Raw genomic sequence first — 26,652 nt, 5'->3', positions numbered from 1 at the left:
CAGTTGTGTTACCAAATGAAGAAACGCCCATTGATGAAAAAACCTTAACATCTGTACTTACTGAGAATGTAACGGAGATCAAAGAAATTAAAGATTTTATCAAAGAGCAGCAAAAACAGCTCGACCAGCGGAATGAGCTTATTGCCGAAAAGGATAAGCAGACGCAAAAGCTGATCAACAGTTTTGAACAAAAATTTCAAAAGATAGAAGTTTCGGTACCTGCGCCAAGCACCTTACCCATATCGAGGATCGCCAATGAGGGAATGGAAAATATCAAAACGTCTGTTTTACAGCTGTTAAATGCAGCTTTTACTAAGAACAGGATATTGGTATTGCCGGAAGACAGCGGTAAGGGGTTTTTAAAGACCATGGCAATGCGCGGTATGTATTTGACTGCTGTAGCTATCGTAGTCGGCCTCGTTAGCTGGTTCGGTTTCCGTTACTGGTATATGGATAGTCAGAACAGCCGCTACCGGATTGCCTGGTACTGGAACTATTTCATTGCGGATAGCGTTAAGAAGCAAAAATTACAAAACCAACTGGATAGTTTGAATGTACCGGCTGTCAAAAGCTTTCGGGCAGATAGTATAGAGCGCTATGAAGAAACGCTGGCAACAGCATTGCGTATTAAGCAGTTGGAAAGGGAAGCAGACAGTTTGAAGGCATTGAAGAGGAAGTAGTAACTATGTTTGCGAAAGTCATTTAACAAACATGGGTAGTAAGCCGCGCCGCTGCGGCAGGCTGCTACATTGCACCACGCGCTACGCGCCGGGTTTCATTTCGCAGGCAGCCTTGCTGCTGTACACAGGCAAGTATTCGTTCCTCATACCCGCCTGTCTTCCAGCCGCACAAAAAAGCCACAACACCGCAGTCAAAAAGTTAGCGACACAAGAAAACAGTCAAGGGTATAATAAACTGTAGCTATCGCCGAAGCTCTTGATAATTTTCTTGTTTAAGCGGCAATGTGTGAGTGTATGCAGATAATAGCAATCGGTACTAAAGCAATTATGCCATACATAAATCAATGAAAATAAGAAAGATAAGCTGCAATCAACATCTTGCACTATATAAATCCTGATTTTTATAGTGCAACTATCGCTGTTGAACCTGCGTATTCGCCTATAGGCAATACGCAGCTTACTCGTTTATTGTTAACTGTTATTACAATCTCTTTTAATTGATGAGATGGGTCGGCAACAAATAAAGACTGCTGTGCAGTACCTTTTTTTTCAATCATTATAACACAAGCCTCATTTACCGAAACACTAAAGCCTTCGGTTTTGATTGTCCCTGGTTGATAAAACACAATTTGTGCCATCCCTGTTTTTAAGTCAATAATTGCCTGCTGTTCATCATTGTTACTTATAACCTTTAGGTGGTTGAACGGCGAAAGGCTGGAAACCTGGTTCAACGGAACACCGGGCAAAACAGCATACACGTAGGTAGCATCATGAGGGAGCGGTCCGTGGTCTATCCACAGTTTAAATACTTTGCCCTTTACGGTATCTGCCGACTGTGACGAATTGATACGTTTCCAGGTTCCTTTCTGTTCAGTGTTTGTGTACTTTATCTTTTCATCCGGCTGAAAGTAATAAGCTATGCTATCCTGCCAAAAAGTTCCATTTAACGAATCTGAAAGCACATCGGTGTGGCTCCAACACTGGTTTACAGTTGTTGTGATGTTTTCGGGCGCGCGCGATTGAATGCCCGCACCCATACAAATAATTTCTTTGCCAAAGAAAAACCAGGCCTTTTTGGCTTTTACGCTATCAAAGTTTAAGGTATAGGTGCATACACCATCGGTACCGTTACTCAAGCCACCTGTAAAGTTGGTGGTCCCTGTCTGATCCCAGGAGTTTACCGCATGCCTATCTATCGCAAAATCCCGGCAAGTAACCCCTGGCACTTTATCATTTTCCCAAACGGGGAATATATTAAAGTATTCGCCACCCGAGCGTTGGATATTAGTGGCACCGTCACCCATATAGCGCCCGTACAAATTTTCGCCATTACCCGTTTCCAACCTTTTAGTTCTTGCGGAGTTAGCTCTAACTGTAAATAAGTAATCCGGATTGACGTGTTGAGTATAATCGCCAATCCAATATTGCTGATGTACCGGCTTTACTTTAAATGATGCGGGTACCTTGCCCGATATACGCCTGGCGGCGTTTAAGCAGCCGGTTACATCGTCAAGTGTTTCTTTATCTGCCTTTTGCAAGGCATCCATGTCCTTTTGTAAAAGAGCAGCTACATTGGTGCTTAAAGAATTTTTTCGACTAAAGTTGCGTCCCATCACATTAAAGTCTAAATATTTATAACGCATTGCATTCAAAAAAACATCGTTTAAAAATTTAGCTAATAATTTTCGTTGTGGTGGCTTCATTTGCCAATTAGTACCACGTACAAGGGCGGCCAGACCATATTCGCCCTTTAAAAATACCAGTCCGTACGACGCGATCTGTAATTGTCGTCCATGTTGCAAATAAGAATAATCGTACATTAACCCCTCGGGTGCATTAGTGAGCGTAAGGGGCTGAAAGCACTGGCTCACCGCCGAATCCATAAGGACAATGTTAGCTGTAAGTAAAGCACTGTAAATATTGTGTAAGGCTACATCAAATTTGTTGGCGCCGGTTTGTTTATACATATCGCCGCGGTTCATTTTTGTTATTAGTGAATCTTGCAATGGTTTTGGCAATGGTTTTGAACTTTTCAGTAGCAGCATAATCTGCCCCAATGTTTGAGGGCAATTGATCTCGTTAAACCACCAATTTTTACACTTTGGATCTAACTGATTCCAGGCCTGCAATGCTTTAACTATAGCAACATGTAAGGTTTCGTTACGGCTGTAAACCCCCTTGGTTTGTGCATATGCCAATGCCAGTTCATAAACCCTGTTTAAATGTGCCGCCGGCGACCAAATTGCTAATGCAGTATCTCTGTAATTTATATCGGCCCAAGTACCGTCGCTTTTAAGATTAGCTACATTTTGAGTTACCGTTTTGATAAATGTAACGGTATTGTGCCCGGCAAGCATATTGTTAACAACACGGTTAATTACCGTATCAATGTCTTGCTGCTGTCCAAAACATTGGTTAACCTGAAAAAAAAAGAGTAATAATGATGCGTATCTCAAATATTTCTTATTCATTTTTTTTATATACTAATATTGTCCTATTAAACAATAAACTACATTTGAAGTGTTAATGACTTGCTATCTTCTGATACCTTAAAAGAGCTTCCAGAAAATAATAATCAGCATATACAATAGGTTTGTCTATTTCAAATCCATGGGGTATGCTACCTACCGAGTGCTTCAAGATAAAGTTGTTATTAGTGCCTTGTTTAGCCAGGTAATTACGCCCGCTTAACGATTTTAAAATTTCAACGGCTGCATTAAAATAGGGCTTCCCTTCTTGCCCCAATTGTGTACTTAACTCAAGAAAAGCCGAAGCCGTGATAGCTGCCGCTGATGCGTCTCTTGGAATGTAGCTAAACTGTCTTGCATCATATTTCCAAAGCGGAACAAAGCCAGGCTCATTGACGTTAAAATCCCACAAAGGTATCTTGTCAGCTGGTAGGCGGTGGTTATGCAGGTAAAAATCTGCCATTTGCCTGGCGGTATTTAAAAAGCGTTTGTCTTTGGTTTCGCGGTACACGATAGTAAAACCATATATCCCCCATGCTTCGCCCCTGGCCCAGGTTGAATTGTTTGAAAACCCCTGAAAGGTTTCGCGCGAAAGTACCTGTCCGTTTTGAGGATCGTAGCTAAACATGGTACGAGCTAAAATCCGGACGGATATGATTTTTCATGGTTGTTTCGGCATGGGTAATGGCTATATTCCTATACGTAGGGTCGCCGCTTTCTTTCGATGCGAAAAAGAGCAATTCCAGGTTCATCATATTATCAATAATAACGGGGAACTGCCAGGTTGTTTTACCATCCCATGAAAGGCGCGGATCCCAGGAACGGATACAACCGACCCTGGCATCAAAGCGTGTGGCTAATGATTTAGCTGATTGAATAAGAATGTCCCTGTATTCTTTATCGCCGGTAAGTCTATAAGCATTGCCATAGCTACAATACATCATAAAACCGAGGTCGTGGGTTGTTTTATTGTATTGGTTGGCAGCCAGCGTGTTTGTCCACCGTGTGGCAGCGGCCTTCCATTTTTCATCTTTTGTATATTCGTATAAATACCATAAGCTGCCAGGCCAAAAACCGGATGTCCACTCCTGTAGGTCGGTGTTTTTTAATGTGCCATCGGGCAAAGCCGTGCGCGGGTATTCATCAAAACGCTTAACGTTGAATATCATGGCACTGTACTGCGCTTCTGCAATCTTAAAGTCGCGCTGCACTGGTACTGTTTCTGTTTTGGTGAATGAAAACATCACAACGGTTATGGCTAAAGCTGTTAAAGCTATAATTTTTTTCATAAAACGTGTTGCTATGGCTTAATGGTTACGGTTATATCGCGTTTATTAGTACTTGAGCCGGTAGCGTTGTAATTGCCTGCTACAAAAACGGCGTGGTAATTACCTGCTACGGGATATATGTATTGGTAATTTGGTTGTGTGCTTGCAATAGCTTTAATGGCAACCCCAACATCAGGCGTTACCCGGTTCAGATCAACAGGCCCCATAATGGCCCATGCTTCAGCCGGTGCCGTTGCCAGTGCCGCCGTCGTTGCGCCGGTAATTACCAAACTGGTTTTATCGGTATAAACCCAGGCATATTTATTGCTGTTTTTTGCCAAATCGTATGATACCGCCCAACCCGGGCCAAAGGTAGTGTTGCCGTAATTTGTAATAGCCGTGGTTGGTCCGTTTAAACTCGCATTGGTGTAAACACCGGCATCCGCTAACGCATTGTTTAAGGTTAGGTTGGTTATTGTCCACTTATTTTGTATCGAACCAGCATCTGCACTGTACTTAAAAGCAATATACACGGGCTTAAGCTGGCTGGCAAAGTCAGAAAGATCAATAACGCCCGACGATAGCGCGGTAGTTCCGCCGGTTGATAAAGAAGCACGGGAGGTAATATCATTCCAGGTAGCGGCTGCAATATTGGCATTTGTGCTTGCTGTATCCCGTACTAATGCTCCGTTTACTATTCGGGTAACAACGCCTTGAAAGTCTGAAGAAACAAACACCGCGAGCGAGTTAGACTGGGTGCCATTTGCCCTTAAAGTACTAAACTGCAATTGCGATGCGCCAAACGCCGACGTTCGTGATGCAAATTCATAACGTTTGCCCTGCTCGCCCGAATAAAAGGTAATAACGTCAGGGTTGCCACTAAAGTTGAATTGCAGCGTGTCTTTGGCTGAAAATGTGGTTGTGGCGGTACCATTTAGTTTGGTGCAGTTAACATCAAAACCAACGGGTTTTACTATCATGTTTTTATTGCAAGCCAAACAAAAAAGTAGCATTGTGGTGCCTGTGTACAAATATCTTTTTAACATAGCGTATTATTTTGATTGTGAATGTTATTACTACCAGCCTGGATTTTGAGTAGCTGCCTTGTTTACCGAAATTTCTGAGGATGGGATAGGGAAAAGTACATTACGTGGGCTAATGTTTGATCCCGCCAACGCGCCGTACGCAAAACTCGTTCCGGCGTTGGCTTTCATATCCACCGCAAGGTTATTCATCGTAGTTACCCAGGCACCCCAGCGTATCAGATCGGCTTTGCGGAGCCCTTCGAAACAAAGTTCGCGGCTTCTTTCATCTTGCAGCGCCAGTTGAAAAGACGATTGGCTTAACCCAACAAGGTCAACCTGTGTTGTGGAAACGGTAGCCGTGCCCGTTGCTTTTAGCCCGGCATAAGTAAATACCGCACCTGTAACAGTTGCCGAAGATGATCCGGACGATTGTGTAGGTGGTGTGGCCGTGGAGATACCCGTTACAGCAACGGTGTATAGGTTGTTTCCATTGGTAGCCTGTGTGCCAGCATTGTAAAGCGTATTGGGAGCCCAGGTTGTGCCGATATTTACGGTAGGGGCAGATGTATAGCCTGTACCAGGATTCAAAACGGCTATAGCTGTTACTTTGCCTGTTGTGGTAGAAACCGTTGCTATGCCGGTTGCACCTGTGCCACCGCCACCGGTAAAAGTTACGGGTATATTTGGCACAGTAAGTAAATAGCCAGTATTGTCCGTGCTGCCCAGCGTTAAACCGATGATGGTTTCCATAGCCAGCGGTTTGAATGAAAACCAAAATGTAGAATGTAAAGAGCAATAGCGCTTTCTGGCGTTCCTAAAAGCAACATACAACCTGCAGGAATGTTTGCGGCCTTTGAAGGATTCAATTGACCTATACTGGGTCTGGTCCAGTTATGCGGATCGACTATCCTATGCACCCGAATAGGCCTGGGTGCAAATGTGAGCAGGTCTTGACTTCCGCATAGGGAATTGTTCAGCCAACCCTCTGCCAGTCTTAAATTTCCTCTGTGAACGATATGGTGAAAATCTGGAAACGTCCCAATTTCTTTTGCTACAATCGTATTTGCCCCATGAAAGTTGCTCATCGGCTCACTCGTAAAAGGATGGATTTTGACCGCTATTAGTTCAATTTTGCCGTGAAATCTTCGTCAAGGTCATATTGACTATCGAATTATATTGCCCTGTTATAGTATGCGCTTTGATTTAGAAAAATCTTACAATGCTTTGTGATATCAAATTCAAAATAGTGGGTTTTGCTCCTCATAGAGGTTGGCAAGAACCAGCGGAATGTGTGTTTTTCCATAGGTTATTTAATTGAGGTCCCTTACGGACTTGTAATGTTTTACCCTTTTCGATCAGCAGTGAATCCTGACAACCTACTATTTCTCCATTTTCATATTGAAGTGTTATCGGATCGCTAATGGCGCTAAAAAGAGCTATAAAACGCACTTTGGACCCGTAGTCAATTACAAACTATAAAATTTCATTATAAAGTGTATTTAAATACACTTTATAATGAACTAATAAAAATTTATAATACTTTTGTTGCAAATAGAGCACTATAATGCACTTTGAGGAAATAATAAGAACAATTAAATTGCGCAGGGAATCCCTACAGGTTACCCAGGAAACGCTCGCGCAACTATCAGGAGTAGGCCTTAGAACGTTAAAGCAGTTTGAAAGTGGTAAAGGCAATCCCACTTTAATGACGCTGCAAAAGCTCGGCGATACATTAGGTCTGGAACTCAGTATGACCATAAAGAATAAACCAGACATTCGATGAGAAAAGCCAAAGTATTATTTAAGGAGCAAGAAGCCGGCATATTGAAGCAGCTTGATAATGGTTTTTTTACGTTTCAGTATCATCCTTCTTGGATTGGAGATGGTAGCAAGCCAAGCATTAGCCTCACTTTACCAAAAACGGAAAAGGTTTACGAGTCTGAATTTCTCTTTCCGTTTTTTTATAACATGCTTCCGGAAGGATCGAATAAACAGGTGGTCTGCAAGCTCAATAGAATTGATCAGACTGATTATTTCGGACTTTTATTAACAACCGCAAAAAACGATACCATAGGTGCAGTAACTGTACTTAAAGCAGAAGATAATGAGTAACCTGCCAGAAATAAAATATTGCCCGGGCACATTGGCACCCGGCTATGATACTTATAGCCGGACTTGTCTTAACCGGGTTTTTAATGGAAAAAAAGTAAATCATATTTTACTTTATGATTCTCCTGCTTCAAACCCGGAGACGGATGAGCTATTTGAGGAAAACCAGAGGCGGATGTCTATCTCTGGTGTACAGGAAAAGTTTTCCGTGTTGTTAGAAAAAAACAGACTAAGGCTGATCAATGAGGGTGAACGAGGAACCTATATATTAAAGCCGATTCCAAACGCTGGCAGAAAATCTGACCAAATGCCCGCTAATGAACATTTAACCATGCAAATTGCCCGCCAGGTGTATGGCATAGAAACTGCTGAAAATGCATTGATATTTTTTAAGAACGGGCAGCCTGCTTATATTACTAAACGTTTTGATGTAACGAAAGAAGGAGAAAAACTGGCACAGGACGATTTTGCGTCGCTTGCAGGAAGAACGCCCCAGACCCACGGAGAACACTATAAGTACCTCGGAAACTACTTAGATCTTTTTAAGATTATGGAGCAATACGTCCCTGCATATAAACTGGAAGCACCAAAATTATTGAAATTATTAATGTTCAATTATTTGTTTTCAAACGGAGACGCCCACTTCAAAAACTTTTCGCTGTTGGAAACCCCGATGGGAGATTACCGCCTAAGTCCGGCTTATGACCTGCTTAACAGCCGCATACATATCAAAGACAATGACTTTGCACTTGATGACGGCTTATTACCAAAGAACCTCGCACAAGGTAAGATTAGGCACCAGTTTTCAGTACTGGCTGAGCAATCAGGCATAAGCGAGAAAACATTTGAGGGAATAGCCCAATCTATGATTTCAGGATCAGCAGCTGTCGAAAAACTCACATTAGCTTCTTTTCTTGACGAAACAACTCAACGGAATTATTTACAATCGTACCAAGCCAGGCTAAAACAGCTAATGAAGGATTAGTCTTTGCAGTATCTTGAATTGAAGAAAGTTAGATTACGACAATTCTTTTGAACACATCATGCCATATTTACCGCTTAAGCAACCAACAGCGCGAGCCGGGTAAAAAGTCAAGGCCACCGCTGAAAAGAAAAACACAATGGCCCGCTATGCATGGCCTTTACTTTTTATCCCGGCGGTGGGCTATTTTTGCGGATGCGGTGAATATGGGGCTAATGTCCGTGGTTAGGAATGTGTGAATCTTAAAAATTGACCTTATAAAGCGATTTGTCCGCTTTTTAACTGTTTTGCCACCCCTTCAAAATATGGATAAACCGAATATTCATTTATAAACAACCATAGTACAGTAGTTCAGCCTTGATTTGACTCTTAAGTTTCCGCATGACTTTAGTCAGATTGTTTTTTTGCCGGAATAAGCTTCGAGCTGTTCTCTTTGCTCATCAGGTACGTCTATTCCCGTAAGATGTCCAGATTGTAATTGTTTGGCCAAGTTTCGACAATCCATCTTATCACTCTTTTGATCCTTATTCTTTGCACTTTGTGGTATATCTGGAAATTCCGCAAGGCTTGACCACGCGATTCCGTAGGCCTTAGAGCATCAAAACGTGTATTCTGATTTTCAAAGTTATTTCTTTTAGTCAATAAATTAGCTTGGTCAAAGTGTTCCGGAATCGATTTGATACATCCTCGGAATGAGGTGGTCAATGGCCTCGGAATTTGCTGCATTACAGTCCGTCTTCATTTTCTTAAATTCTATCCAGCGGCTGGACATTGATGTATTTTCTTTCTTGGCAATATCCACTTTCAGGATACCGTCATCATAACGCGTCTCAATGCATATGGTCGGGCAAAGCGAGCGAACCTACAAAAAATGAAAAAAAGCAGAACCAATTGCTATGTCACTTCTACCCATATTTGTCCTAAAAAGATATGAAGCATCGCTCTATCGCCTCCATCGCTAGAAAAAACGACGAAAAATTATACCTTTCAGTGCAAATCGAGATGCTTTACCATATCTATTATAAGATACAGATCATGCAGAAACACCAGAGATAATCTGCACCACTGGCTGAATTTAACAAAGCTGAAGCAGTATCTGATAGTTACTTTAGTCCCGGTAACGCTTTCTTACGGTAATATCTGTGTCTGCCTGAATATTTTTACCGATTTTCTTTAAAAAGCCGGATGCTTTTAAAGTTATATGATCCAGGTGTTAATTTTGGACGAACCAATAACGCTGCCCCCCCCCTCTTCGCCAATTAATCCTCCCTAAAGATTTGAACTTGAGTACTGGAAGTGGTCATTTTAAAATTGCCAAGTGAGGTCAATTATCAGTGGTATATAGACGAAACAATTTCACTGAATATTTCCCGCGCCAACCTGGCGAATATGGCTGGAATTGCCGAAGAAAATGTGATTAGGCTGCTCAAGGAATTTAAAACAGAAGGTATACTGGTAACAGATGAAAGAAAAATTATCATCAAGGACGTAATTCCGTTCGCTGTCTGTTTGGTATTTACTTTTGATCAGCAGTATTGTGATAATCAATCAATTTCAGCAGCTGATCGATGGTGTTATCATAGTTTTTTGAACCCGTTAACTTGATGTAATCCTTCTTAAGCTCGTTTATGATCTCCAGTTGCTCCTTATAAAACCGCTGCCCATTATCCGTGAGGTAAAGCATAAACGACCTGCCATCCTTGTCACTTTTTTCAGCTCGTACAAGCCCCGAGGCTTCCAGCCCTTTTACGATACGGCTTGCACCTTGCTTGGATATCCTGAACATAGCAGCCAGATCACTGTTAGAGGCACCGGACGAACCGATATTCATAAAGAAAGGTATAAATGTAGCCTGCAGATGAGGATTGTTTAAAGTCTTGATATGCTCTTCACCCCAATCATCAAGGGCACGTTTAAGTACATATACAATCCTGAATAAATTTCTCTCCAAATCGGCTTCCTGCTTTTCACCTTGATATTCCATAGCTCAAAATTAATTTATTTAACTGAATTACAGTTCGTCATCAAATTGCAATAAGTGAATCTAAATCATTTAAATATAGTAAACAATATTGACTAATATAGTAAACAATGTGTACTATTGTATTGTAATTACTTAACACAATGGAAACGGAAGAAATAACAACCGCTATAAAAATGGCACCGGGAAAAATTTGGAACTCACCAATGCCAGTACGAATGTGCAAACGGTATCATTAACACAGCTGCGTTACCAAATCCAGTTATGCCAGGCCAACCTCGAATTGGCCCGTTTAACCGGGATCGCTTACTGGTAAACTAAAAAAAATTTGTCCATGATAGCTTTAAGTATACACCGGAATAACTTATTAAACATCAGCTTACTGACGATAATTCGCAAGCTGTTTCTTGCTAAAAGTTTAGCTATAAAAAGGATGCGACAACAAATCAACAGGGATAACTATACCGCAACCTATGATACGATTGATGGGCATATTTATATATCCAGCTTCATTCGCTGGATTGACATAGCTGTTTTTAAAGTTGTAATGGATTATATCGTAAGAAACTTTGATCCAGCCGGAATAAATATTGGAGGATTAATCGACTCTTTATACTATGTTCTGATTAAGCCCAAACTTGCATCGTTTTACAAAATCCTACACTGCGGTATGAATTGCTATCGTGAGAATAACTGATCAATAAATTTTAATCCTCAAATTATGAAAGCAGATTTTAAGGCCATTATTTTATGTCAGCCCGGGTATATTGATCTTTCGGAAAGATTGCGTGGTGAACTGGAAACGAAAATTGACGAGCTATATGCGCAAAATCGTTTTAACGATTATGTCAATAAACCTACCGTTCTTGTTGAAAATGCAACTAAGAGTGATCTTCTCTATGCTTATCTCCTACGTCAGGCACCAAGGGACTTTGTGCTTTCGGGAAAATTATTGGAGGGTATAAAAACCTGGTTCAATATGTATTACGACGATCGGCACTCTGTAATTGACAAATTCAGGACATGCTATCAAAATGTTATGCCACCGGGGGAAATGATTGCAAAAAAGGTAGTATCCATTGTTTTCTGCAAGTTTCTGATTAACGAGTTGCTGAGCACATTAGCTGAAAACCGTTATCGGAATTTAGTTCATCAGGCAACCGGTTACCGACAAATGTTATCAAATTAAAATATTAAGCTACAATTATGGAAACTCCTGTTATAATTGCTGAAAAGGCACATGAGCTTTTTCTCAAACATGGTATCAGATCTGTTACCATGGATGATATTGCAACTGAAGTGCACGTTAGTAAAAAAACCATTTACAAATTTTTTGAAAGCAAGGATGCATTAGTTGAAAATTTCATTGAAAAGGCTATTGCCGAAAATGAGGAAAGCTGCAAATCATTCATCAGGAAAAGCAATGATCCTATCACCGAATTATTTTTTACGATGGTGGTTGTGCAAAAAATGTACCTGGATTTAAACAAACCTATTTTAAATGAGCTGGAAAAAAATCACCACAAGGCCTATTTAGCAATGAAAGAGCATAAAGATGGATTCATTTTTCAAACTATAAAAACAAGTATTGAAAATGGAATTACTAAGCAGTTATATCAGGAGGATATTAACCCTGCTTTGATGTCCCGATTTTTCCTGGAAAGCCTGTTGTTAATTTCAGATACCAGCATTTTTCCTTCAACAGCTTATCATACAACAACCTTGTCCGAGGAAATATTCGGACACCTGATCAGCGGGATCGCTACTTCTGCTGGAACTAACTTAATAAACCTCTATAAAAATCAACATCGTTTTGTACTAGGACCGCAAACATTGACACGTCCTTTTTGGGAGGATTAAATTTTAATTACGTCATTCTTAAAAAGGTAAATAATAATTAGACAAAACTCTTCATGCTTTGCAAATGCAAAGGATACCAGATAAATGTTAGGGAATCATTAGTCGAAGCGTCATCGTTTTGACCATGACGGTTAAACAGGTAATTATAGGACAGACGCAATGTGGTAAGCAAAAGGCATTAAAAATGATAGTAGGTTAAGAAAAATGATGTATAATACTTGTTTACTTTTCAGGTCCGGCATAAAGTCTGATACCATTACTTTGAAAGACATAAAACTTATAGATACTGAAGCCCAGATCAAGGCAGCCGCAAAAACTGTTTTTTTAAAAAGAGGATTAGCCGGTGCCCGGATGCAGGAAATTGCCCAGGTAGCGGGTATTGGCCGCACTACACTTAATTATTATTATCGTAGTAAAGATAAATTATTTCAGGTGATCTGGAAAGAGGCCTTCCGGAGTATAGCAGTAAGAACCGAGGTGCTTCGTAACAACAATTACTCCACACTCGAAAAAATGGACGCTTTCGTAGACGGATATTTTGATCATGCTCTAGTAGAACCGGAGTTAGATCTGTTTATGCTTAATGAGTTCAATAACAATCCGGATATGATGAAGGATATTTTGATGACTGAAACAAATGATAACCCTTTTCACATCCTTTTGCACGGCATAGAAAAGGCTGTTAAAAATGGGGAAATGAAAGGCGCGCCAGAACAAATATTAATTACGGTGATCTCTATGTGCCTTTTTTCATTTGCCGGTGGCGCGGTGATACAAAACCTCCTTTCGCTGAATAATGAACAATATATGGAATTGATGAAGGAAAGAAAAGTGCACTTAAAAACGTTTTTAAAAACTGCATTTACAGCAGATTTTTTTTAGATTATGTTTCAACAAAAAAGTCAAACAAAAATGATAATTAAAAATCGAATTTTAACCCTGGCTTGTGTACTGGTATATTTTCTGGATTGTCCGTACCAGGCAAAGGCCCAGGAAACGCTAACACTTAAACAGTGTGTGGATAACGCACTACAGAAAAGTCTTCAGTTAACAGCAGATGGCTATGATCTGGAGAAAACTAAAGCAGGAGTTCAACAGCAGTTCAGTACGTTATTGCCCACTATTGCCGGAGAAGGGTCTTATCAATATGCATTCCAGGTGTCTACCAGTGTTATTCCTGCTGATGCCTTTGGTGGTCCTAAGGGAACCTATTCGGCTGTGAAGTTCGGGGTGCCGCAAAGCAAGTCCGGAACAATTACTTTAAATCAAAATATTTTTAACCCTTCGGCTATCATAGCCTTAAAAGCTGCAAAAGTAGCCGTGAATTTAAATCAACTCCAGATCACCAGTAGTAAGGAAGATTTGGTGTACAATGTTTCGGCCACGTATTACAATATTCAGTCTGTCATCAAACAAACGGAATTGAGCAAAGAAACTTTGGTCAACACGGAAAAATTATTGGCAAGCATAAAGGATCAATTAAAGGCCGGCCTTGCGACTCAAACCGACGTAGACAGGCTTAACGTAACCAGAGATAACGATATGGCCAGTATACAGAGCCAGGAAAACAGCAAAGAGAAGTATTACAACATGCTTAAGACCCTCATGAACCTGCCATTAAGCACTGAAATTGCCGTGATCCCATTTGCAGCTGACGAGGCAGACGATGCTATTTTACAGTTACCATCACTTGACGAAACTTCAAAAACGAATTATCAGCAGGTCATGGCAAATGTTAAAATAGCCAAACTGCAAGAGCAAAATATTAAAGCAGGTTATTTGCCAACATTATCATTAAACGGCGCCTACGGTTTATATGGTTATTCAACAACTGCAAATCCTTTCAATACGATCAACAACAAATATTATCCTAATTCCTACTTCGGCTTAAAACTATCCATCCCGATTTTTGATGGTTTCAGCATTAAGTACCAGGCCAGGCAAAAATACTTTGAAATGAAAAAGTACGAAGTAGAGGCACAGCAAACGACGCAGCAAAACAATAAAGATCTGGCGAATGCCTATGCCGATCTGAAAAGCAATTTTATAACCTTTCAAAATCAGCAACGAAACCTGTTGCTGGCGCAAAAGGTGATGAAGGATATTGATGCTCAATATAAAAGCGGGTTGGTTAAAGTAAGCGATTTCATCAACAGCAACAGCGACCTTCAAACCGCTCAGAACAACTTTGTGAATGCACTTATCAATATTAAGCAGGCAGAACTCGATGTTAAAAAAGCGCAGGGTACGCTGCTAAAAAATCAAAACTAAACTTCATCAATAACCTCAAAAAATGAAAAAATCAAACAAAATCATTGTTATTATAGTCCTTCTTGGCCTTGTGGTATTTACGGTCTTCAAACTATTATCTAATAAAAAAGAGGTGGAAGCCAGGGTTTACCGGCCTGCGGTGAATACAAAAGCCATTGTACAGGCAGATACCGTTAAAGGCGCTGACTTTAAAATTGCAACCCCTTTTTTAGGGGCTTTTTCACCAAATAGAGCCGTTACTATCGCATCAGAAACTTCCGGAAAGGTAATTACCGTTGGCATAGAGGAAGGTAGTATGGTAAAGACCGGCAGTCTGATTGCCCGCCTGGATGATGGTGTATTGCGTGCCCAGCTCAGCTCTGCAATGGCTAGCCTTGGCAACAATCAAAACACTTTGAAACGTTATGAATCAGCACCAACGGGAGTTACGCAACTGCAAATGGATAACGCACGAACGCAGGTGCTGACCAGCCAGGCTCAAATAGAGCAGTTGAACACGCAAATTAAACAATATACGATTAAAGCTCCATTTACCGGTGTTGTTACCGCAAGGAATTTCGACCTCGGGGCTATTGTATCCCCTGGAAACCCGATGGCAACGCTGATTGATATTGCTACTTTAAAGCTTGAGATAAGCGTACCTGAAAAATATATCCCGCAATTTAAAAATGGGATGATAATGGATGTTAAAACGGACGTTTATCCCGACGCGGTATTTAAAGGCGTTGTGAATTATGTGTCCAGTGATGCCGATGTTTCTCATAATTACATGGTAAAATTTTTAGTGACTAACAAAGCCCAAACCCCTTTGCGGTCTGGTATGTATGGTCGTGTAACAATGGGTAGTTCCCCTTTGCAAAATGCCTTTAGCATACCGCGTTCAGCCTTACTGGGGTCTTCTAAAAGGCCACAGGTTTACATAGCCGAGCAAGGTGTAGCCAGGTTGCACGATATTGAGACAGGTGCCAGTAATGACACGCGAATACAAGTAACAAAAGGTTTAAATATCAATGATATCGTGATCACAGGCGGACTTGTAAACCTGACCGAAGGTACGAAGGTCGAAATAAAATAGATAGGGAGCTGAAAATAAGTTACATGTAAAAAAAACTTAACATTAAGAATATGACTTTAACCGAAATAGCTATAAAAAGACCCTCCCTCATTATCGTAATGTTTTCGATACTAATAGGCGGCGGGTTATTTTGCTACCAGCAGTTGAGCTACGAGCTTCTGCCTGATATATCCAGTCCGACCCTTGTTGTTACAACCAATTATCCCGGAGCAGCGCCGGCTAACATAGAGCAAACGGTAACAAAAAAAATTGAAGACCAGTTAAGCGCGGTAGACGGTATCAAAACCATCACCTCGCAATCGCTGGAAGGAACCTCTATTATTACTGCCGAGTTCGTCAGCGGCACTAATATAGATCAAAAGCAACAGGATGTACAACGCAAAATAAACAATATCAAAAGCGACTTGCCAACTGATGTTAAAGCATCTAGTATCAGTAAAGTAACGCCAAGCGATCAGCCTATTGTTCAGCTGATGGCCACATAGTCGCTCGATAATGCCGCTTTTTATGATATTGTTAAAAATCAGGTAAATCCGCTGTTCCAACAAATAACCGGCGTTGGGGAGATTACGCTGATTGGTGGACAGGAACGTGAGATACAGGTAAATATTAATAAAGACAAACTGGATTACTACGGCCTTTCTATTTTAAATGTGACGACAGCCGTTGCTAACGGTAATCAGGAACTCCCGGCCGGAAAAATTAAATCCGAGAGCATGGGACAGATGACCGTGCGTTTGTCCGGTAATTACAGTTCTGTATCCCAACTCGATAAACTGGTCGTAAGCCTGCCGGCTGCCGGAAGCCCGGTAAGACTGAGTGACGTTGCCAGCGTAGCCGACGTTACCAAAGACCCGTCAAGCGTATTCCGTTATAACGGACAAAACGGTATTGGTCTGCTTATCAAAAAGCAGGGGGGGGCCAACGCAGTAGAGATTAGTAAGCAGGTTAAACAAAAAATTGCGCTTATTGAAAAAAGATATGCCGCAAACGGGGTGAAATTCATCATTGCGGATGATACAGCTGACTACACGCTTGAAGCCGCTGGCGGTGTGGTGGATGATTTGATACTGGCCGTAATTCTGGTTGCTGTGATCATGCTGTTATTTTTGCACAGCATCCGCGATTCGCTGATTGTGCTGGTAGCTATTCCAACCTCCCTGATTTCTACATTTATCGCACTGTACCTGATGGGTTACACCCTGAATTTAATGACCTTGCTGGGCCTATCACTGGTAATTGGTATACTGGTGGATGACAGTATCGTGGTTTTAGAAAATATTCACCGGCACCTGTCAATGGGTAAAGATAAAGTAACCGCGGCGCTTGATGGCCGCAGCGAAATAGGCTTCTCTGCCATTGCTATTACGATGGTTGACGTTGTAGTTTTTGGGCCTTTGTGCCTTATTCAAAACAGCATCGGTTCTATCCTGCGCGCTTATTCGGCTACTATCGTCATCGCAACGTTAATGAGCCTTTTTGTTTGTTTTACACTGACTCCATGGCTGGCCTCGCGTTTTGGCAAAGTAAGCATACTGGATAACCGGAAGCTATTGGATAAGCCGCTTATCCTGTTTGAGAAACTCATCACCGGTTTGACGAATTGGTATATTAACTCACTCAAATGGGTATTAAGCCACAAACTGGCGATGAGCGGTATCGTGATATGCCTGTTTGCAGTAGTGGTCTGGGTCATGAAATTGGGCGTTATAGGTAGTGAATTTATAGCTCCTACCGATAAAGGCCAGTTCAGGCTGGCATTAGAGTTTGATAAGAATACGACAGTAAAACAAAATAATTTGCGCAGCAATGCCATAGAGAGCTATCTGCGTAAACAAGCCGATGTTGTAGATGTTGCAAGCAATGTGGCCGGATCAAGTACATCGTCACTGGTAGCTGGGGTTGGTTCTGATTATAAATCGGAATTGACGGTAACACTGGTTGATAAACAAGAACGTAAGCTTCCTACAGAAAAAATAATGCTGAAGAAAACCCTTGATATTGCGCAGCATTTCGCAGGTGTAAAGATCAGCCCTACAATGGTCAGTATGGTTAATAGCGGCGAACCGATACAACTGGTATTGAATGGAGAAAATACCTCCCAATTAATGGCAGCCGCCAATGAGTTAAAACAGCGTATAAAAGCCATGCCTGGCGCTATTAACGTAGCATTAAGTGTGGAAGATGGCAACCCGGAAGTAGCGGTAAATATTGATCGTGAAAAGATGAGTCAACTGGGCTTGAATATTAATATGGTTGGCGCGGTACTACAAAATGCCTTTGCCGGTAATGATGATGCCAAATATCGGGTGGGTACGAACGAATATGATATTAAAGTGAAGTTTGACGACTTTGATAAGCATAGCGTGGAGGATGTAAAAGCGATGACCTTTAACAGTTCTTCCGGCAAATTAATTAAACTATCACAATTTGCCGATATAGTGCAGGGGAGCGGTCCAAGCGTTTTGGAAAGAAAGGACCGGCGTACTTCTGTTACTATAAAAAGCGATGTTTTAGGTATTACTTCCGGCGTGATTGCCGATCAGATCAAACAATCATTAGTAGAGAAACCTTTACCGCCCGGTATAGACATTCGCTGGAGTGGTGATGTGGAACGGCAGGGCGATTCATTCGGTGCAATGGGTATAGCTATATTAGCCGCGGTTATATTGATGTACCTGGTGATGGTGGCATTATATGATAATTTTGTTTATCCGTTCGTCGTGCTATTCTCTCTCCCGGTGGCTTTCATCGGCGTGTTTTTAGCCTTGGCATTAACTAAATCTTCCATGAGTATTTTTACCATTTTAGGCATGATCATGCTGCTCGGCTTGGTGGCTAAGAATGCGATACTTATCGTGGACTTTGCCAATCACCGTAAAGAACATGGAGATACTACATGGCAAGCACTTATTGAGGCAGGAAAAGAGAGGCTCCGGCCCATCTTAATGACGACAGCAGCAATGGTTATCGGGATGATACCTATCGCTATATCGACAGCTCCTGGCAGTGAATGGAAAAATGGTTTGGCATGGGTAATTATTGGCGGCCTGTCATCCAGCCTTTGTTTAACGGTTTTTGTAGTGCCAATGGTTTATTACAGTGTAGACCGTCTGCGTGAAAAAATCGGGATATGGCTCCCTGAAAAACAGGAGAAATTGCAACCAACAACTGTTTCTAACAGCAGTCATTAATTTAACATAATCTTTACCGGTAAAGCGGATCTTTACCGGTAAAGATTGCATCAACTATGAAAGCGCCTAGTTTTGAAGATCTAAACATCGGCCGGGTCGAAACATTCAGTGACGGAGTTTTTACTGTTGTAGCAACTTTGTTGGTGTTCGACCTGCATTTTCCCCATATAAATCATCCAACGAATGCAAATGTATGGATGGCCATCCTGTCAACTTTGCCTAAATTAATTGCCTGGATCAATAGTTTTTTAGTGGTGTGTGTGATCTGGATGAATCATCACCGTTTCATACAAATTCTGAAAAGGATTGATCCAACTATTTTTTGGTTAAATAACCTGCTATTGATGTTCATTTCACTATTGCCATTCCCTACTAATTTAATGGGCGAGTATGTAGGAAATAATTCAGCTACATGCTTTTACGGATTGTGCATGGCGATGCCTACTTTATTTTTTTCGGGTATGGGTAATTATCTCACAAAGCATACCCAATTACTAAAAGTGGAATTTGACATCGACATTTTAAGAAAGAGCGCCCGTCTACACAGCTTTTTAGGGCCGTCTGCTTATTTAGCTGGTGCGGCCTTAAGTTGGGTGAATAGCTGGTTAGCTATATTGATTTATACAACAATCACTTTATACTTCATCTTTCCGCGGATAAGGTTACTATGAATTATAGCATTAAACCTAATTACCTGAACATGAAAACAGACTTAAAATCGATTGATTTATTCGAAATAGAATATATCAATCTGCCCGAAAACCTGATAGCGGAGCTGGAATTGAAAATTGAAAACCTGTATATCAACAACCAATTTCGATTTTCGTCAGGAATCGACGGCTTTCGTCGTATTAAATATTACAAAATCAAGACAAAACATTTCGTGTTTAACAAAATTGTTTAACATATTTGTATTGTAATTGTTAGGTATTTAACTATAACAAAAAGCGCGTTTAAGAGATTGAAAAATGGAAACTTTAGCTACAGATACAGAACAACTAATTAAGGATACGGCAAAAAAAGTATTTTTTGTAGATGGCAACATACATGCAACCACCCAGGATATTGCCGATGCTGCCGGCATAAACCGCGCCTCTATACATTATTATTACCGCAGTCGTAAATTGCTTTTTGATAAGGTTTTTACCGAAGCTATTACTGAGATGAGGAGCAAAATGCATTTAATAGCCGTTCAGAATTTACCCATAAGAGAAAAAACCGGAGAATTTATTGATTTCTTTTTTGAAAAGTCGCTACAACACCCTTACCTGGAATTATTTGTGATCACTGAGCGGAATTCAAACAACACTTTGAAGCTTGCGATGACTGAAATCAATAAAGATGATATGCATAAGGAACTGGACAACGAGATTCAAAAAGAAGTGGCAAAAGGTCTTATGAAACCAATTACCGCCAATCACTTTGTTATGACCATGATCTCTTTATGTTCTTTCCCTTTTTTGGGGAGATCTATCGTTCAGGGCGCTATAAATGTTGACGATGAAACTTACAGTAAAATGTTAACCGAACGAAAAAAAATAATTTTGCAATTGTTTTTTTTGGATGTCTGAAAAAAGGCATTTTTTTTAAAAGCGAACAAACAAAAATGTTAAACAAAATAATAAAACTAAATTGTAATATTCATAGCACATAAAACAATGAAAAATAACCACTTTATGAAATGGACCCCTTCGATCAATCATAAGATGACATTCACGCTATTGCCATCTTTACTTGTATTACTGGCAGCTTGTCATAGCGGGCCGCCTGCCGGAGGCCAGCAAGGGCCTGCCGGCCCCATGCCATATAAAACAGCTACGGTTTATTCAGGGCCAGCTACCATGTATTATACCTATCCGGCAACGATACAAGGAGAACAGGATATAGAGATTCGCCCAAAAGTTGACGGTTTTATAGAACAGATATTTGTTGATGAGGGTGCCGTGGTACATAAGGGGCAGCCACTGTTCAAACTAAGAAACCCCCAATACGACGCTGCTTTACGAACCGCCGAGGCATCCGTTAAAATAGGAGAAGCAGATGTGCTGACGGCTGAAATGAACGTTGAAAAGGTCAGACCACTGGTTAAACAAAATATAATCAGCGAATATGAATTAAAGTCAGACGAGTATACCTTACAGTCTAAACGCGCATCACTGGCATCGGCAAAAGCCGACCTGTTAAATGCAAAAGTAAACCTGGGTTATACTTATTTAACCAGCCCTGCAGATGGTGTGATCAGTAAAATACCTTATAAAGTTGGAACCCTGATTACCAGCACTTCAACCAATCCGCTAACCACTGTCTATAATACACATAACATTTATGTGTATTTCTCGCTAAATGAAAAACAGCTGCTTGAGTTTTTAAGGGTTACCAAAGGCAAAACACTGAAGGACAAACTGGCCACTACTGCAGATGTTTCGCTGGTACTACCCGATGGTACGGAATATCCGCTAAAAGGAAGATTGGTCACTGCCAGCGGTTTGGTTAGCACCGAAACCGGTTCGGTAAGTTTCCGGGCAGACTTTCCTAACACCCTTGGTTTGATCCGCAGTGGTAACAGTGCTACCATAAAAATACCGGTTAATATAAATAGCGCTACACTTATACCTCAAAATGCAACTTATGATATGCAGGGCAAAAAATTTGTTTACACCTTGAGTGATAAGGATAGTACCGTAAATACAGGTGTACAGTTATCCGAGAACCCAATCGGTAATTTATATGTGGTTCAAAGCGGTTTAAAAAGTGGCGATAAAATAGTGATAGAAGGTGTAGGTAACCTAAAACCAGGCGTAGCCATAAAACCCATACCGGCCAACACCGATAGTTTGTATGCCGATGCCAAAACCCCGACTACAAACAGCTTAAAACACAAATAATCAAGTAAGCAGCCCATCTGAAAATCAAAGAACATTATCATGCTTAAAATATTCATCGAAAGACCGGTATTATCAACTGTAATATCAGTCATGCTCGTGATACTTGGCGTATTGGCCTACCTCGGTCTGCCGGTATCACAATACCCCGAGATAGCGCCTCCTACCGTACAGGTAACTGCAACTTATACAGGTGCAGGGGCCAGCGTTATTCAACGTAACGTAATTGTACCGCTGGAAGAACAGATTAATGGTGTTGAAGGAATGACTTACATGACCTCAACTGCAACTAATGATGGCAGCGCCACCATTACCATCTATTTTAAATTAGGCACCAACCCCGATATTAACGCCGTAAATGTTCAAAACAGAGTATCTATTGCCAGCAGCGTGTTGCCGGCCGAAGTAACTAAGGCCGGTGTAACCGTACAGAAACAACAAAGCAGTAACCTGCTGTTTTTCGCGCTAAAAAGTAGTAACCCGGCATACGATCAAACCTTTTTGAACAACTATGCCAACATCAACATTATCCCCGAAATTAAAAGGATTGACGGCGTTGGCAGCGCATCTGCTTTTGGCAGTAAAGATTATGCCATGCGCATATGGCTTAAACCCGAGGTAATGTCCAGCTATGGGCTAACACCAACCGATGTTAACAACGCACTTGCCGAACAGAACATTGATGCAGCACCAGGAAAGTTTGGCGAAAATAGTAACCAGGTTTTTCAATACAGTATTCAGTACACCGGGAAACTGCTTGATACTACTCAATTCGGTAATATGGTGATGCGCTCCAATGCCGACGGTTCGGTATTACGCCTGCGTGATATTGCCCGCATTGAACTGGGTTCGTTAAATTACTCATCAACCTTAAGTACGGACAATGAACCTTCCGTGGTTATTGCAGTCAGCCAGGTATCGGGATCAAATGCCCAAACCATTATTAAGCAGGCCATAGCCACACTTGATAAGGATGCACCATCTTTTCCAAAAGGCGTAAGTTATGTTTCGCTGTATAATGCTAATGATTTCTTAAGTGCTTCCATCGACAAGGTTGTAGAAACCCTGGTTGAGGCTTACATACTGGTATTTATTGTTGTATTTATATTCCTTCAGGATTTCAGGTCAACACTTATCCCGGGCATTTCTGTACTGGTTTCTATCGTTGGTACATTTGCCTGCCTTAGCTTATTCGGTTTTTCTATAAATCTGCTTACCCTGTTTGCTTTGGTGCTGGCTATAGGTATTGTGGTAGATGATGCGATTGTGGTTGTTGAGGCCGTCCATGCCAAACTTGATGAAGGATACAAATCGGCACATGACGCAGCCATTGATTCTATGAGCGAGTTAGGTGGAACTATTGTAGCGATTACCCTGGTTATGGCTGCGGTATTTATCCCGGTTTCGTTTATCAGCGGCAGCTCCGGTGTGTTTTTCAAACAGTTTGGGTTAACACTGGCATCAGCAATTGTGATATCTGCCATTAATGCTTTAACACTCAGCCCTGCGCTGTGCGCATTGTTCCTGAAACCACATGATGAGCATGAAACAACCCAAAAAAGTCTTTTAAAACGGTTTTACACCAGCTTTAACACCGCGTTTGATACCCTAAAAAATAAGTACCAAAATTCCATAGGAATTTTAAACCGCAAACGCTGGATTGTACCTGTTATGGTACTTGGTTTTACCGCCTTGCTGGTATTTTGCATGAAAACCACACCCGGAGGATTTGTTCCTAACGAGGATCAGGGTACCATATTTGCCGATATTAGCCTTCCACCAGGTACTTCGCTCGAAAAAACAATAGCAGTAACAGAGATGGTTGATAAGCTTGCCGCAAGCATACCCAGCATAGAAAACAGGGGAATGGTTACCGGGCAAAGTATCATTAACGGTGCAGGCAGCAACTTTGCACTTGGTATCATTAAACTAAAGACATGGGATGAAAGGAAAGGTGTAAAAGCTGACGATGTTATAGGGCAGCTTTTTGGTATGACTGCCGCTATTAAAGGCGCCAAGATATTGTTTTTTGCCCCGCCAACCGTACCAGGATTTGGTAATTCAAGCGGTTTTACCATTGAATTACAAGATAAAACAGGCGGCAGTATAGCCGATTTTTATAAAGTTGCCGGCGGTTTCTTAGGAGCGCTGAACCAACGTCCGGAGATTTTATATGGTGCCACCGGATTTAATCCCAATTATCCACAATTCCTCATGTCCGTTAATGTGCCCAGGGCCAAACAGGCGGGCGTATTAATCAGCGATATCACCAGTACGATGCAGGGTTACTATGGCGGCGTATATGCATCCACCTTTAACCAGTTTGGTAAGCAATACCGTGTGATGGTGCAGGCTGATTACCAATACCGTAAGAATGCGCTGAGCCTGGATAATATTTATGTTAAAAATTCTGCGGGAACTATGGCGCCAGTATCAGAGTTTGTTACCCTTAAGCCAATAAACGGGCCGCAAAGTTTATCACGATTCAATTTATTCAACAACATATCGGTGATAGGCTCGCCCAAGCCCGGTTTCAGCAGCGGCGATGCATTGAAGGCTGTACAGGAGGTTGCTGCAAAAACTTTACCTGCCGGTTACACCTTTGATTATTCCGGTTTATCACGGGAAGAAGTTAGTTCGGGCAGTAAAACGATATTCATTTATGTGCTGTGTATCGTATTCGTTTTCTTTTTACTGAGCGCGCTGTACGAAAGTTATATCATACCGCTTGCGGTACTCTGCTCGCTACCTGTGGGTTTGGCCGGCGTTTACTTGTTTGCCAAGTTAATGGGGCTCGATAACAATATTTATATGCAAATATCAGTGGTCATGCTCATCGGCTTATTGGCTAAAAATGCGATCCTGATTATACAGTATGCAGTAGCACGGCGCAAAAAGGGAATGCCCATTGTACAAGCGGCTGTTGAAGCGGCCACTGCCCGTTTGCGCCCCATATTAATGACCTCGCTGGCTTTCATCTTCGGCCTGATGCCGCTCATGTTCTCTTCGGGAGTTGGGGCAGCAGGTAACAGATCGATTGGTACTGGCGCCGTAGGCGGCATGCTGGTTGGCACTGTTTTCGGCGTATTTGTTATTCCAATATTGTATATCCTGTTCCAAACATTACAGGAAAAATTTAGCGGAAGTGGTCATCCCAAAGAGTCAAATAGTGAAACAGCATCTGCCCACTAAAAAATGTATTGATAAACGATAAGCAAAAAAGTTTATGAACGTAAAATATTTAAGCAAGCTTGCCGCGATAGCTGCAACTGCTACACTCATACTGCCATCATGCAAACTAAGGCAGCCCTACGTACGCCCGGCTGCAAAAACCGATAGCCTGTATCGTGGTGTTAACACCTCCGATACAACCGGGATAGGTAGTCTTTCATGGAAACAAATGTTTAAGGATGAACATTTACAGGCTTTAATAGAAGAAGGAATCCGTAATAATTACGACCTGAAAATTGCCATAACCCGCATCAAACAAGCAGAAGCAAACCTGGCGCAAAGCAAGGCTGCGTTTTATCCAACGCTAAGCGCAGGGCCGCAATATACAAAACAGCGGACATCGTATGCTCAGGGTGGCTCACTTGGTATAACACCAAATAATTTGTTCCAGCTATCGGGCAGTGCCAGTTGGGAAGTTGATATTTGGGGTAAGTTAAGCAGCGCTAAGCAAGGTAACCTGGCCCTGCTGCTGCAAAGCTATGCCAATCGCCGATCGGTACAAACACAAATGATTGCCAACATTGCTACCGATTATTATAACCTGCTGGCTTATGATAAGCAGCTGGCGATAACCCGTCAAACTGTTGAGAGCTATAAAACTGATGTGGAAACCAACAAGGCACTGAAGCTGGCTAATCGTGTAAATGAAGCTTCCGTAGCACAAAGCGAAGCTAACCGCTACGCGGCAGAAGTTACCATACCCGATTTGCAGAACAACATAACGCAAACCGAGAACGCTATATGCGTTTTAATAGGCAGACACGCCGGCGCTATACAGCGCGACTCCTTAGATGTGCAGCAGGCGGACAGTTTGGTAGCAACCGGTGTATCGGCGCAGTTATTAAGCAACCGGCCTGATGTGCAGGAAGCTGAGTATAACGTACGTTATTATTTCGAGCAGATCAATGTGGCAAGAGCATACTTCTACCCTTCGCTTACGATTACGGCACAAGGTGGATGGCAATCGGCAACTATCGGCAGCTTGTTCAATACAGGGTCTGTATTTGGCAGTGTTGTAGGCGGTTTAACGCAACCCATTTTTAATCATGGGCTTAATAAGCAACGATTAGAAGTGGCAAAAGCACAATATGATGAATATGTAAATACTTTTCAGCAAACGGTTTTAAACGCGGGGCAGGAAGTTTCAAATGCACTGTCCGGTTATCAATCTTCAAAAAACAAAACGGCTACACGAAACCTGCAACTGGATGCCTGGAAAAGATCTGTAGATTATAACCGCTTATTATTAAAGGGTGGTTATGTAACTTACACGGATGTACTCACGTCAGAGCAAGGTTACCTCGCAGCTCAATTGAGCAGTGTCAGCGATAAATTGCAGCAGTTAACCTCGGTAGTAACGCTTTACCAAAGCCTTGGCGGCGGTTGGAAATAAACCAAATAGCAGAGGTAAGATATTTTCAAATATCAAAGATTCAAAAGTCATTATACAGTTTCATAAAGTGCACAAGTTAAAGATGCAAAGATAAAGTTCCGTTGTTTGTGATACTTGATCTCAAAATAGTTGCACCGCTTAGTCGGTGCAACTTTAGATCTCCGCTTATATTCAATAAAGAGGTGTTTCATTTATCATAACTGGATAATCCGGGAGGCTTGACCATGCCATTC

At 41.5% G+C, this 26,652-nt stretch carries 24 protein-coding genes and 1 pseudogene; 19 read left to right on the top strand and 6 right to left on the bottom strand.

The genetic code is table 11. The features are described 5' to 3' along the window. Positions 1 to 5 precede the first annotated feature (5 nt). Positions 6 to 680, top strand: coding sequence for a hypothetical protein (locus BDD43_RS02410; protein ID WP_121196161.1), 675 nt, complete (start codon positions 6 to 8; stop codon positions 678 to 680). A gap of 401 nt (positions 681 to 1,081) precedes the next feature. On the opposite strand, the gene BDD43_RS02400 is transcribed toward BDD43_RS02410, so the two are convergent. From BDD43_RS02400 to BDD43_RS02385, 5 genes are read right to left on the bottom strand one after another with little or no spacing between them, the layout of a single operon-like run. Next, positions 1,082 to 3,151 carry a polysaccharide lyase family 8 super-sandwich domain-containing protein gene (locus BDD43_RS02400; protein WP_121196157.1) on the bottom strand — a complete coding sequence of 690 codons (2,070 nt, stop codon included), beginning with the start codon at positions 3,149 to 3,151 and terminating at the stop codon, positions 1,082 to 1,084. A gap of 52 nt (positions 3,152 to 3,203) precedes the next feature. Continuing rightward, on the bottom strand, positions 3,204 to 3,776 hold the full coding sequence (locus BDD43_RS30485) for a hypothetical protein (protein WP_246001412.1): 573 nt from the start codon (positions 3,774 to 3,776) through the stop codon (positions 3,204 to 3,206). Then, positions 3,769 to 4,437, bottom strand: a complete 669-nt coding sequence (locus tag BDD43_RS30480) for a glycoside hydrolase family protein (protein ID WP_246001410.1) — start codon at positions 4,435 to 4,437, stop codon at positions 3,769 to 3,771. Before BDD43_RS30480 ends, BDD43_RS30485 begins: the two co-directional genes overlap by 8 nt. A gap of 11 nt (positions 4,438 to 4,448) precedes the next feature. Then, entirely contained in the window at positions 4,449 to 5,462 is a 1,014-nt protein-coding gene (locus BDD43_RS02390) for a DUF5017 domain-containing protein (RefSeq protein WP_121196156.1), read from the bottom strand. A gap of 30 nt (positions 5,463 to 5,492) precedes the next feature. Beyond that, complete coding sequence (locus BDD43_RS02385) at positions 5,493 to 6,191, bottom strand: RagB/SusD family nutrient uptake outer membrane protein (protein WP_121196154.1); 699 nt, start codon at positions 6,189 to 6,191, stop codon at positions 5,493 to 5,495. Positions 6,192 to 7,038: 847 nt separating this feature from the next. On the opposite strand from BDD43_RS02385, the gene BDD43_RS02375 reads away from it, so the two are divergent. The 4 genes from BDD43_RS02375 to BDD43_RS02355 all read left to right on the top strand — a co-directional run bounded on the left by BDD43_RS02375 (position 7,039) and on the right by BDD43_RS02355 (position 10,137). Next, entirely contained in the window at positions 7,039 to 7,224 is a 186-nt protein-coding gene (locus BDD43_RS02375; protein WP_246001409.1) for a helix-turn-helix domain-containing protein, read from the top strand. After that, positions 7,221 to 7,553 (top strand): HipA N-terminal domain-containing protein, encoded by a 333-nt coding sequence (locus tag BDD43_RS02370; RefSeq protein ID WP_121196149.1) that lies wholly within the window; start codon positions 7,221 to 7,223, stop codon positions 7,551 to 7,553. The genes BDD43_RS02375 and BDD43_RS02370 overlap by 4 nt, the downstream gene beginning before the upstream one ends. Continuing rightward, a complete protein-coding gene (locus tag BDD43_RS02365; protein ID WP_121196148.1) occupies positions 7,546 to 8,535 on the top strand; it encodes a type II toxin-antitoxin system HipA family toxin in 990 nt (329 codons plus the stop codon). Before BDD43_RS02370 ends, BDD43_RS02365 begins: the two co-directional genes overlap by 8 nt. Positions 8,536 to 9,828: 1,293 nt before the next feature. Next, positions 9,829 to 10,137, top strand: coding sequence for a helix-turn-helix domain-containing protein (locus BDD43_RS02355; RefSeq protein ID WP_262707400.1), 309 nt, complete (start codon positions 9,829 to 9,831; stop codon positions 10,135 to 10,137). Here the strand turns inward: BDD43_RS02355 and BDD43_RS02350 are convergent. Beyond that, positions 10,049 to 10,516, bottom strand: coding sequence for a MarR family winged helix-turn-helix transcriptional regulator (locus BDD43_RS02350; protein WP_121196145.1), 468 nt, complete (start codon positions 10,514 to 10,516; stop codon positions 10,049 to 10,051). The genes BDD43_RS02355 and BDD43_RS02350 overlap by 89 nt on opposite strands. A gap of 190 nt (positions 10,517 to 10,706) precedes the next feature. On the opposite strand from BDD43_RS02350, the gene BDD43_RS30740 reads away from it, so the two are divergent. The 14 genes and pseudogenes from BDD43_RS30740 to BDD43_RS02280 all read left to right on the top strand — a co-directional run bounded on the left by BDD43_RS30740 (position 10,707) and on the right by BDD43_RS02280 (position 26,419). After that, on the top strand, positions 10,707 to 10,829 hold the full coding sequence (locus BDD43_RS30740; protein ID WP_262707399.1) for a hypothetical protein: 123 nt from the start codon (positions 10,707 to 10,709) through the stop codon (positions 10,827 to 10,829). 18 nt (positions 10,830 to 10,847) lie between these two features. Further along, a complete protein-coding gene (locus BDD43_RS02340; protein WP_121196144.1) occupies positions 10,848 to 11,210 on the top strand; it encodes a hypothetical protein in 363 nt (120 codons plus the stop codon). Positions 11,211 to 11,234: 24 nt separating this feature from the next. Then, positions 11,235 to 11,702 carry a hypothetical protein gene (locus BDD43_RS02335; protein WP_121196142.1) on the top strand — a complete coding sequence of 156 codons (468 nt, stop codon included), beginning with the start codon at positions 11,235 to 11,237 and terminating at the stop codon, positions 11,700 to 11,702. Positions 11,703 to 11,719: 17 nt separating this feature from the next. Next, complete coding sequence (locus BDD43_RS02330) at positions 11,720 to 12,373, top strand: TetR/AcrR family transcriptional regulator (RefSeq protein WP_121196140.1); 654 nt, start codon at positions 11,720 to 11,722, stop codon at positions 12,371 to 12,373. A gap of 261 nt (positions 12,374 to 12,634) precedes the next feature. Then, positions 12,635 to 13,255 carry a TetR/AcrR family transcriptional regulator gene (locus BDD43_RS02325; RefSeq protein WP_162846960.1) on the top strand — a complete coding sequence of 207 codons (621 nt, stop codon included), beginning with the start codon at positions 12,635 to 12,637 and terminating at the stop codon, positions 13,253 to 13,255. Between the two features lie 30 nt (positions 13,256 to 13,285). Next, positions 13,286 to 14,644 carry a TolC family protein gene (locus BDD43_RS02320; RefSeq protein ID WP_162846959.1) on the top strand — a complete coding sequence of 453 codons (1,359 nt, stop codon included), beginning with the start codon at positions 13,286 to 13,288 and terminating at the stop codon, positions 14,642 to 14,644. Positions 14,645 to 14,666: 22 nt separating this feature from the next. Further along, on the top strand, positions 14,667 to 15,719 hold the full coding sequence (locus BDD43_RS02315; protein WP_121196134.1) for an efflux RND transporter periplasmic adaptor subunit: 1,053 nt from the start codon (positions 14,667 to 14,669) through the stop codon (positions 15,717 to 15,719). Positions 15,720 to 15,769: 50 nt separating this feature from the next. Then, positions 15,770 to 18,913 (top strand): annotated as a pseudogene (locus BDD43_RS02310) (efflux RND transporter permease subunit). A gap of 56 nt (positions 18,914 to 18,969) precedes the next feature. Further along, a complete protein-coding gene (locus tag BDD43_RS02305) occupies positions 18,970 to 19,584 on the top strand; it encodes a TMEM175 family protein (RefSeq protein WP_121196133.1) in 615 nt (204 codons plus the stop codon). A gap of 29 nt (positions 19,585 to 19,613) precedes the next feature. Further along, positions 19,614 to 19,817 (top strand): hypothetical protein, encoded by a 204-nt coding sequence (locus tag BDD43_RS02300; RefSeq protein WP_147425548.1) that lies wholly within the window; start codon positions 19,614 to 19,616, stop codon positions 19,815 to 19,817. 64 nt (positions 19,818 to 19,881) lie between these two features. Next, the gene (locus BDD43_RS02295) at positions 19,882 to 20,484 is read left to right on the top strand and encodes a TetR/AcrR family transcriptional regulator (protein WP_121196130.1); all 603 of its coding nucleotides are present in this window, start codon (positions 19,882 to 19,884) and stop codon (positions 20,482 to 20,484) included. 87 nt (positions 20,485 to 20,571) lie between these two features. Then, positions 20,572 to 21,798: an efflux RND transporter periplasmic adaptor subunit gene (locus BDD43_RS02290; RefSeq protein WP_121196129.1), complete on the top strand. Its 1,227-nt coding sequence runs from the start codon at positions 20,572 to 20,574 to the stop codon at positions 21,796 to 21,798. A 39-nt stretch (positions 21,799 to 21,837) separates the two neighbouring features. Beyond that, positions 21,838 to 24,987 (top strand): efflux RND transporter permease subunit, encoded by a 3,150-nt coding sequence (locus BDD43_RS02285; RefSeq protein WP_121196127.1) that lies wholly within the window; start codon positions 21,838 to 21,840, stop codon positions 24,985 to 24,987. A 34-nt stretch (positions 24,988 to 25,021) separates the two neighbouring features. After that, positions 25,022 to 26,419, top strand: a complete 1,398-nt coding sequence (locus tag BDD43_RS02280) for an efflux transporter outer membrane subunit (protein ID WP_121196126.1) — start codon at positions 25,022 to 25,024, stop codon at positions 26,417 to 26,419. The last annotated feature ends 233 nt before the right edge of the window (positions 26,420 to 26,652 follow it).

The sequence above is a fragment of the Mucilaginibacter gracilis genome (genome assembly GCF_003633615.1).
Taxonomy (GTDB): domain Bacteria; phylum Bacteroidota; class Bacteroidia; order Sphingobacteriales; family Sphingobacteriaceae; genus Mucilaginibacter; species Mucilaginibacter gracilis.
The sequence above is the reverse complement of the archived record's forward strand: the minus strand, read 5'-3'. Positions and strand labels throughout refer to the sequence as shown.

Coding starts and splice junctions, on each gene's coding strand:
- BDD43_RS02400 (WP_121196157.1), bottom strand. CDS start 3,151: ATGAATAAGAAATATTTGAGATACGCATCATTATTACTCTTTTTTTTT.
- BDD43_RS30485 (WP_246001412.1), bottom strand. CDS start 3,776: ATGTTTAGCTACGATCCTCAAAACGGACAGGTACTTTCGCGCGAAACC.
- BDD43_RS30480 (WP_246001410.1), bottom strand. CDS start 4,437: ATGAAAAAAATTATAGCTTTAACAGCTTTAGCCATAACCGTTGTGATG.
- BDD43_RS02390 (WP_121196156.1), bottom strand. CDS start 5,462: ATGTTAAAAAGATATTTGTACACAGGCACCACAATGCTACTTTTTTGT.
- BDD43_RS02385 (WP_121196154.1), bottom strand. CDS start 6,191: ATGGAAACCATCATCGGTTTAACGCTGGGCAGCACGGACAATACTGGC.
- BDD43_RS02370 (WP_121196149.1), top strand. CDS start 7,221: ATGAGAAAAGCCAAAGTATTATTTAAGGAGCAAGAAGCCGGCATATTG.
- BDD43_RS02365 (WP_121196148.1), top strand. CDS start 7,546: ATGAGTAACCTGCCAGAAATAAAATATTGCCCGGGCACATTGGCACCC.
- BDD43_RS02350 (WP_121196145.1), bottom strand. CDS start 10,516: ATGGAATATCAAGGTGAAAAGCAGGAAGCCGATTTGGAGAGAAATTTA.
- BDD43_RS02340 (WP_121196144.1), top strand. CDS start 10,848: ATGATAGCTTTAAGTATACACCGGAATAACTTATTAAACATCAGCTTA.
- BDD43_RS02335 (WP_121196142.1), top strand. CDS start 11,235: ATGAAAGCAGATTTTAAGGCCATTATTTTATGTCAGCCCGGGTATATT.
- BDD43_RS02330 (WP_121196140.1), top strand. CDS start 11,720: ATGGAAACTCCTGTTATAATTGCTGAAAAGGCACATGAGCTTTTTCTC.
- BDD43_RS02320 (WP_162846959.1), top strand. CDS start 13,286: ATGATAATTAAAAATCGAATTTTAACCCTGGCTTGTGTACTGGTATAT.
- BDD43_RS02315 (WP_121196134.1), top strand. CDS start 14,667: ATGAAAAAATCAAACAAAATCATTGTTATTATAGTCCTTCTTGGCCTT.
- BDD43_RS02305 (WP_121196133.1), top strand. CDS start 18,970: ATGAAAGCGCCTAGTTTTGAAGATCTAAACATCGGCCGGGTCGAAACA.
- BDD43_RS02300 (WP_147425548.1), top strand. CDS start 19,614: ATGAAAACAGACTTAAAATCGATTGATTTATTCGAAATAGAATATATC.
- BDD43_RS02295 (WP_121196130.1), top strand. CDS start 19,882: ATGGAAACTTTAGCTACAGATACAGAACAACTAATTAAGGATACGGCA.
- BDD43_RS02290 (WP_121196129.1), top strand. CDS start 20,572: ATGAAAAATAACCACTTTATGAAATGGACCCCTTCGATCAATCATAAG.
- BDD43_RS02285 (WP_121196127.1), top strand. CDS start 21,838: ATGCTTAAAATATTCATCGAAAGACCGGTATTATCAACTGTAATATCA.
- BDD43_RS02280 (WP_121196126.1), top strand. CDS start 25,022: ATGAACGTAAAATATTTAAGCAAGCTTGCCGCGATAGCTGCAACTGCT.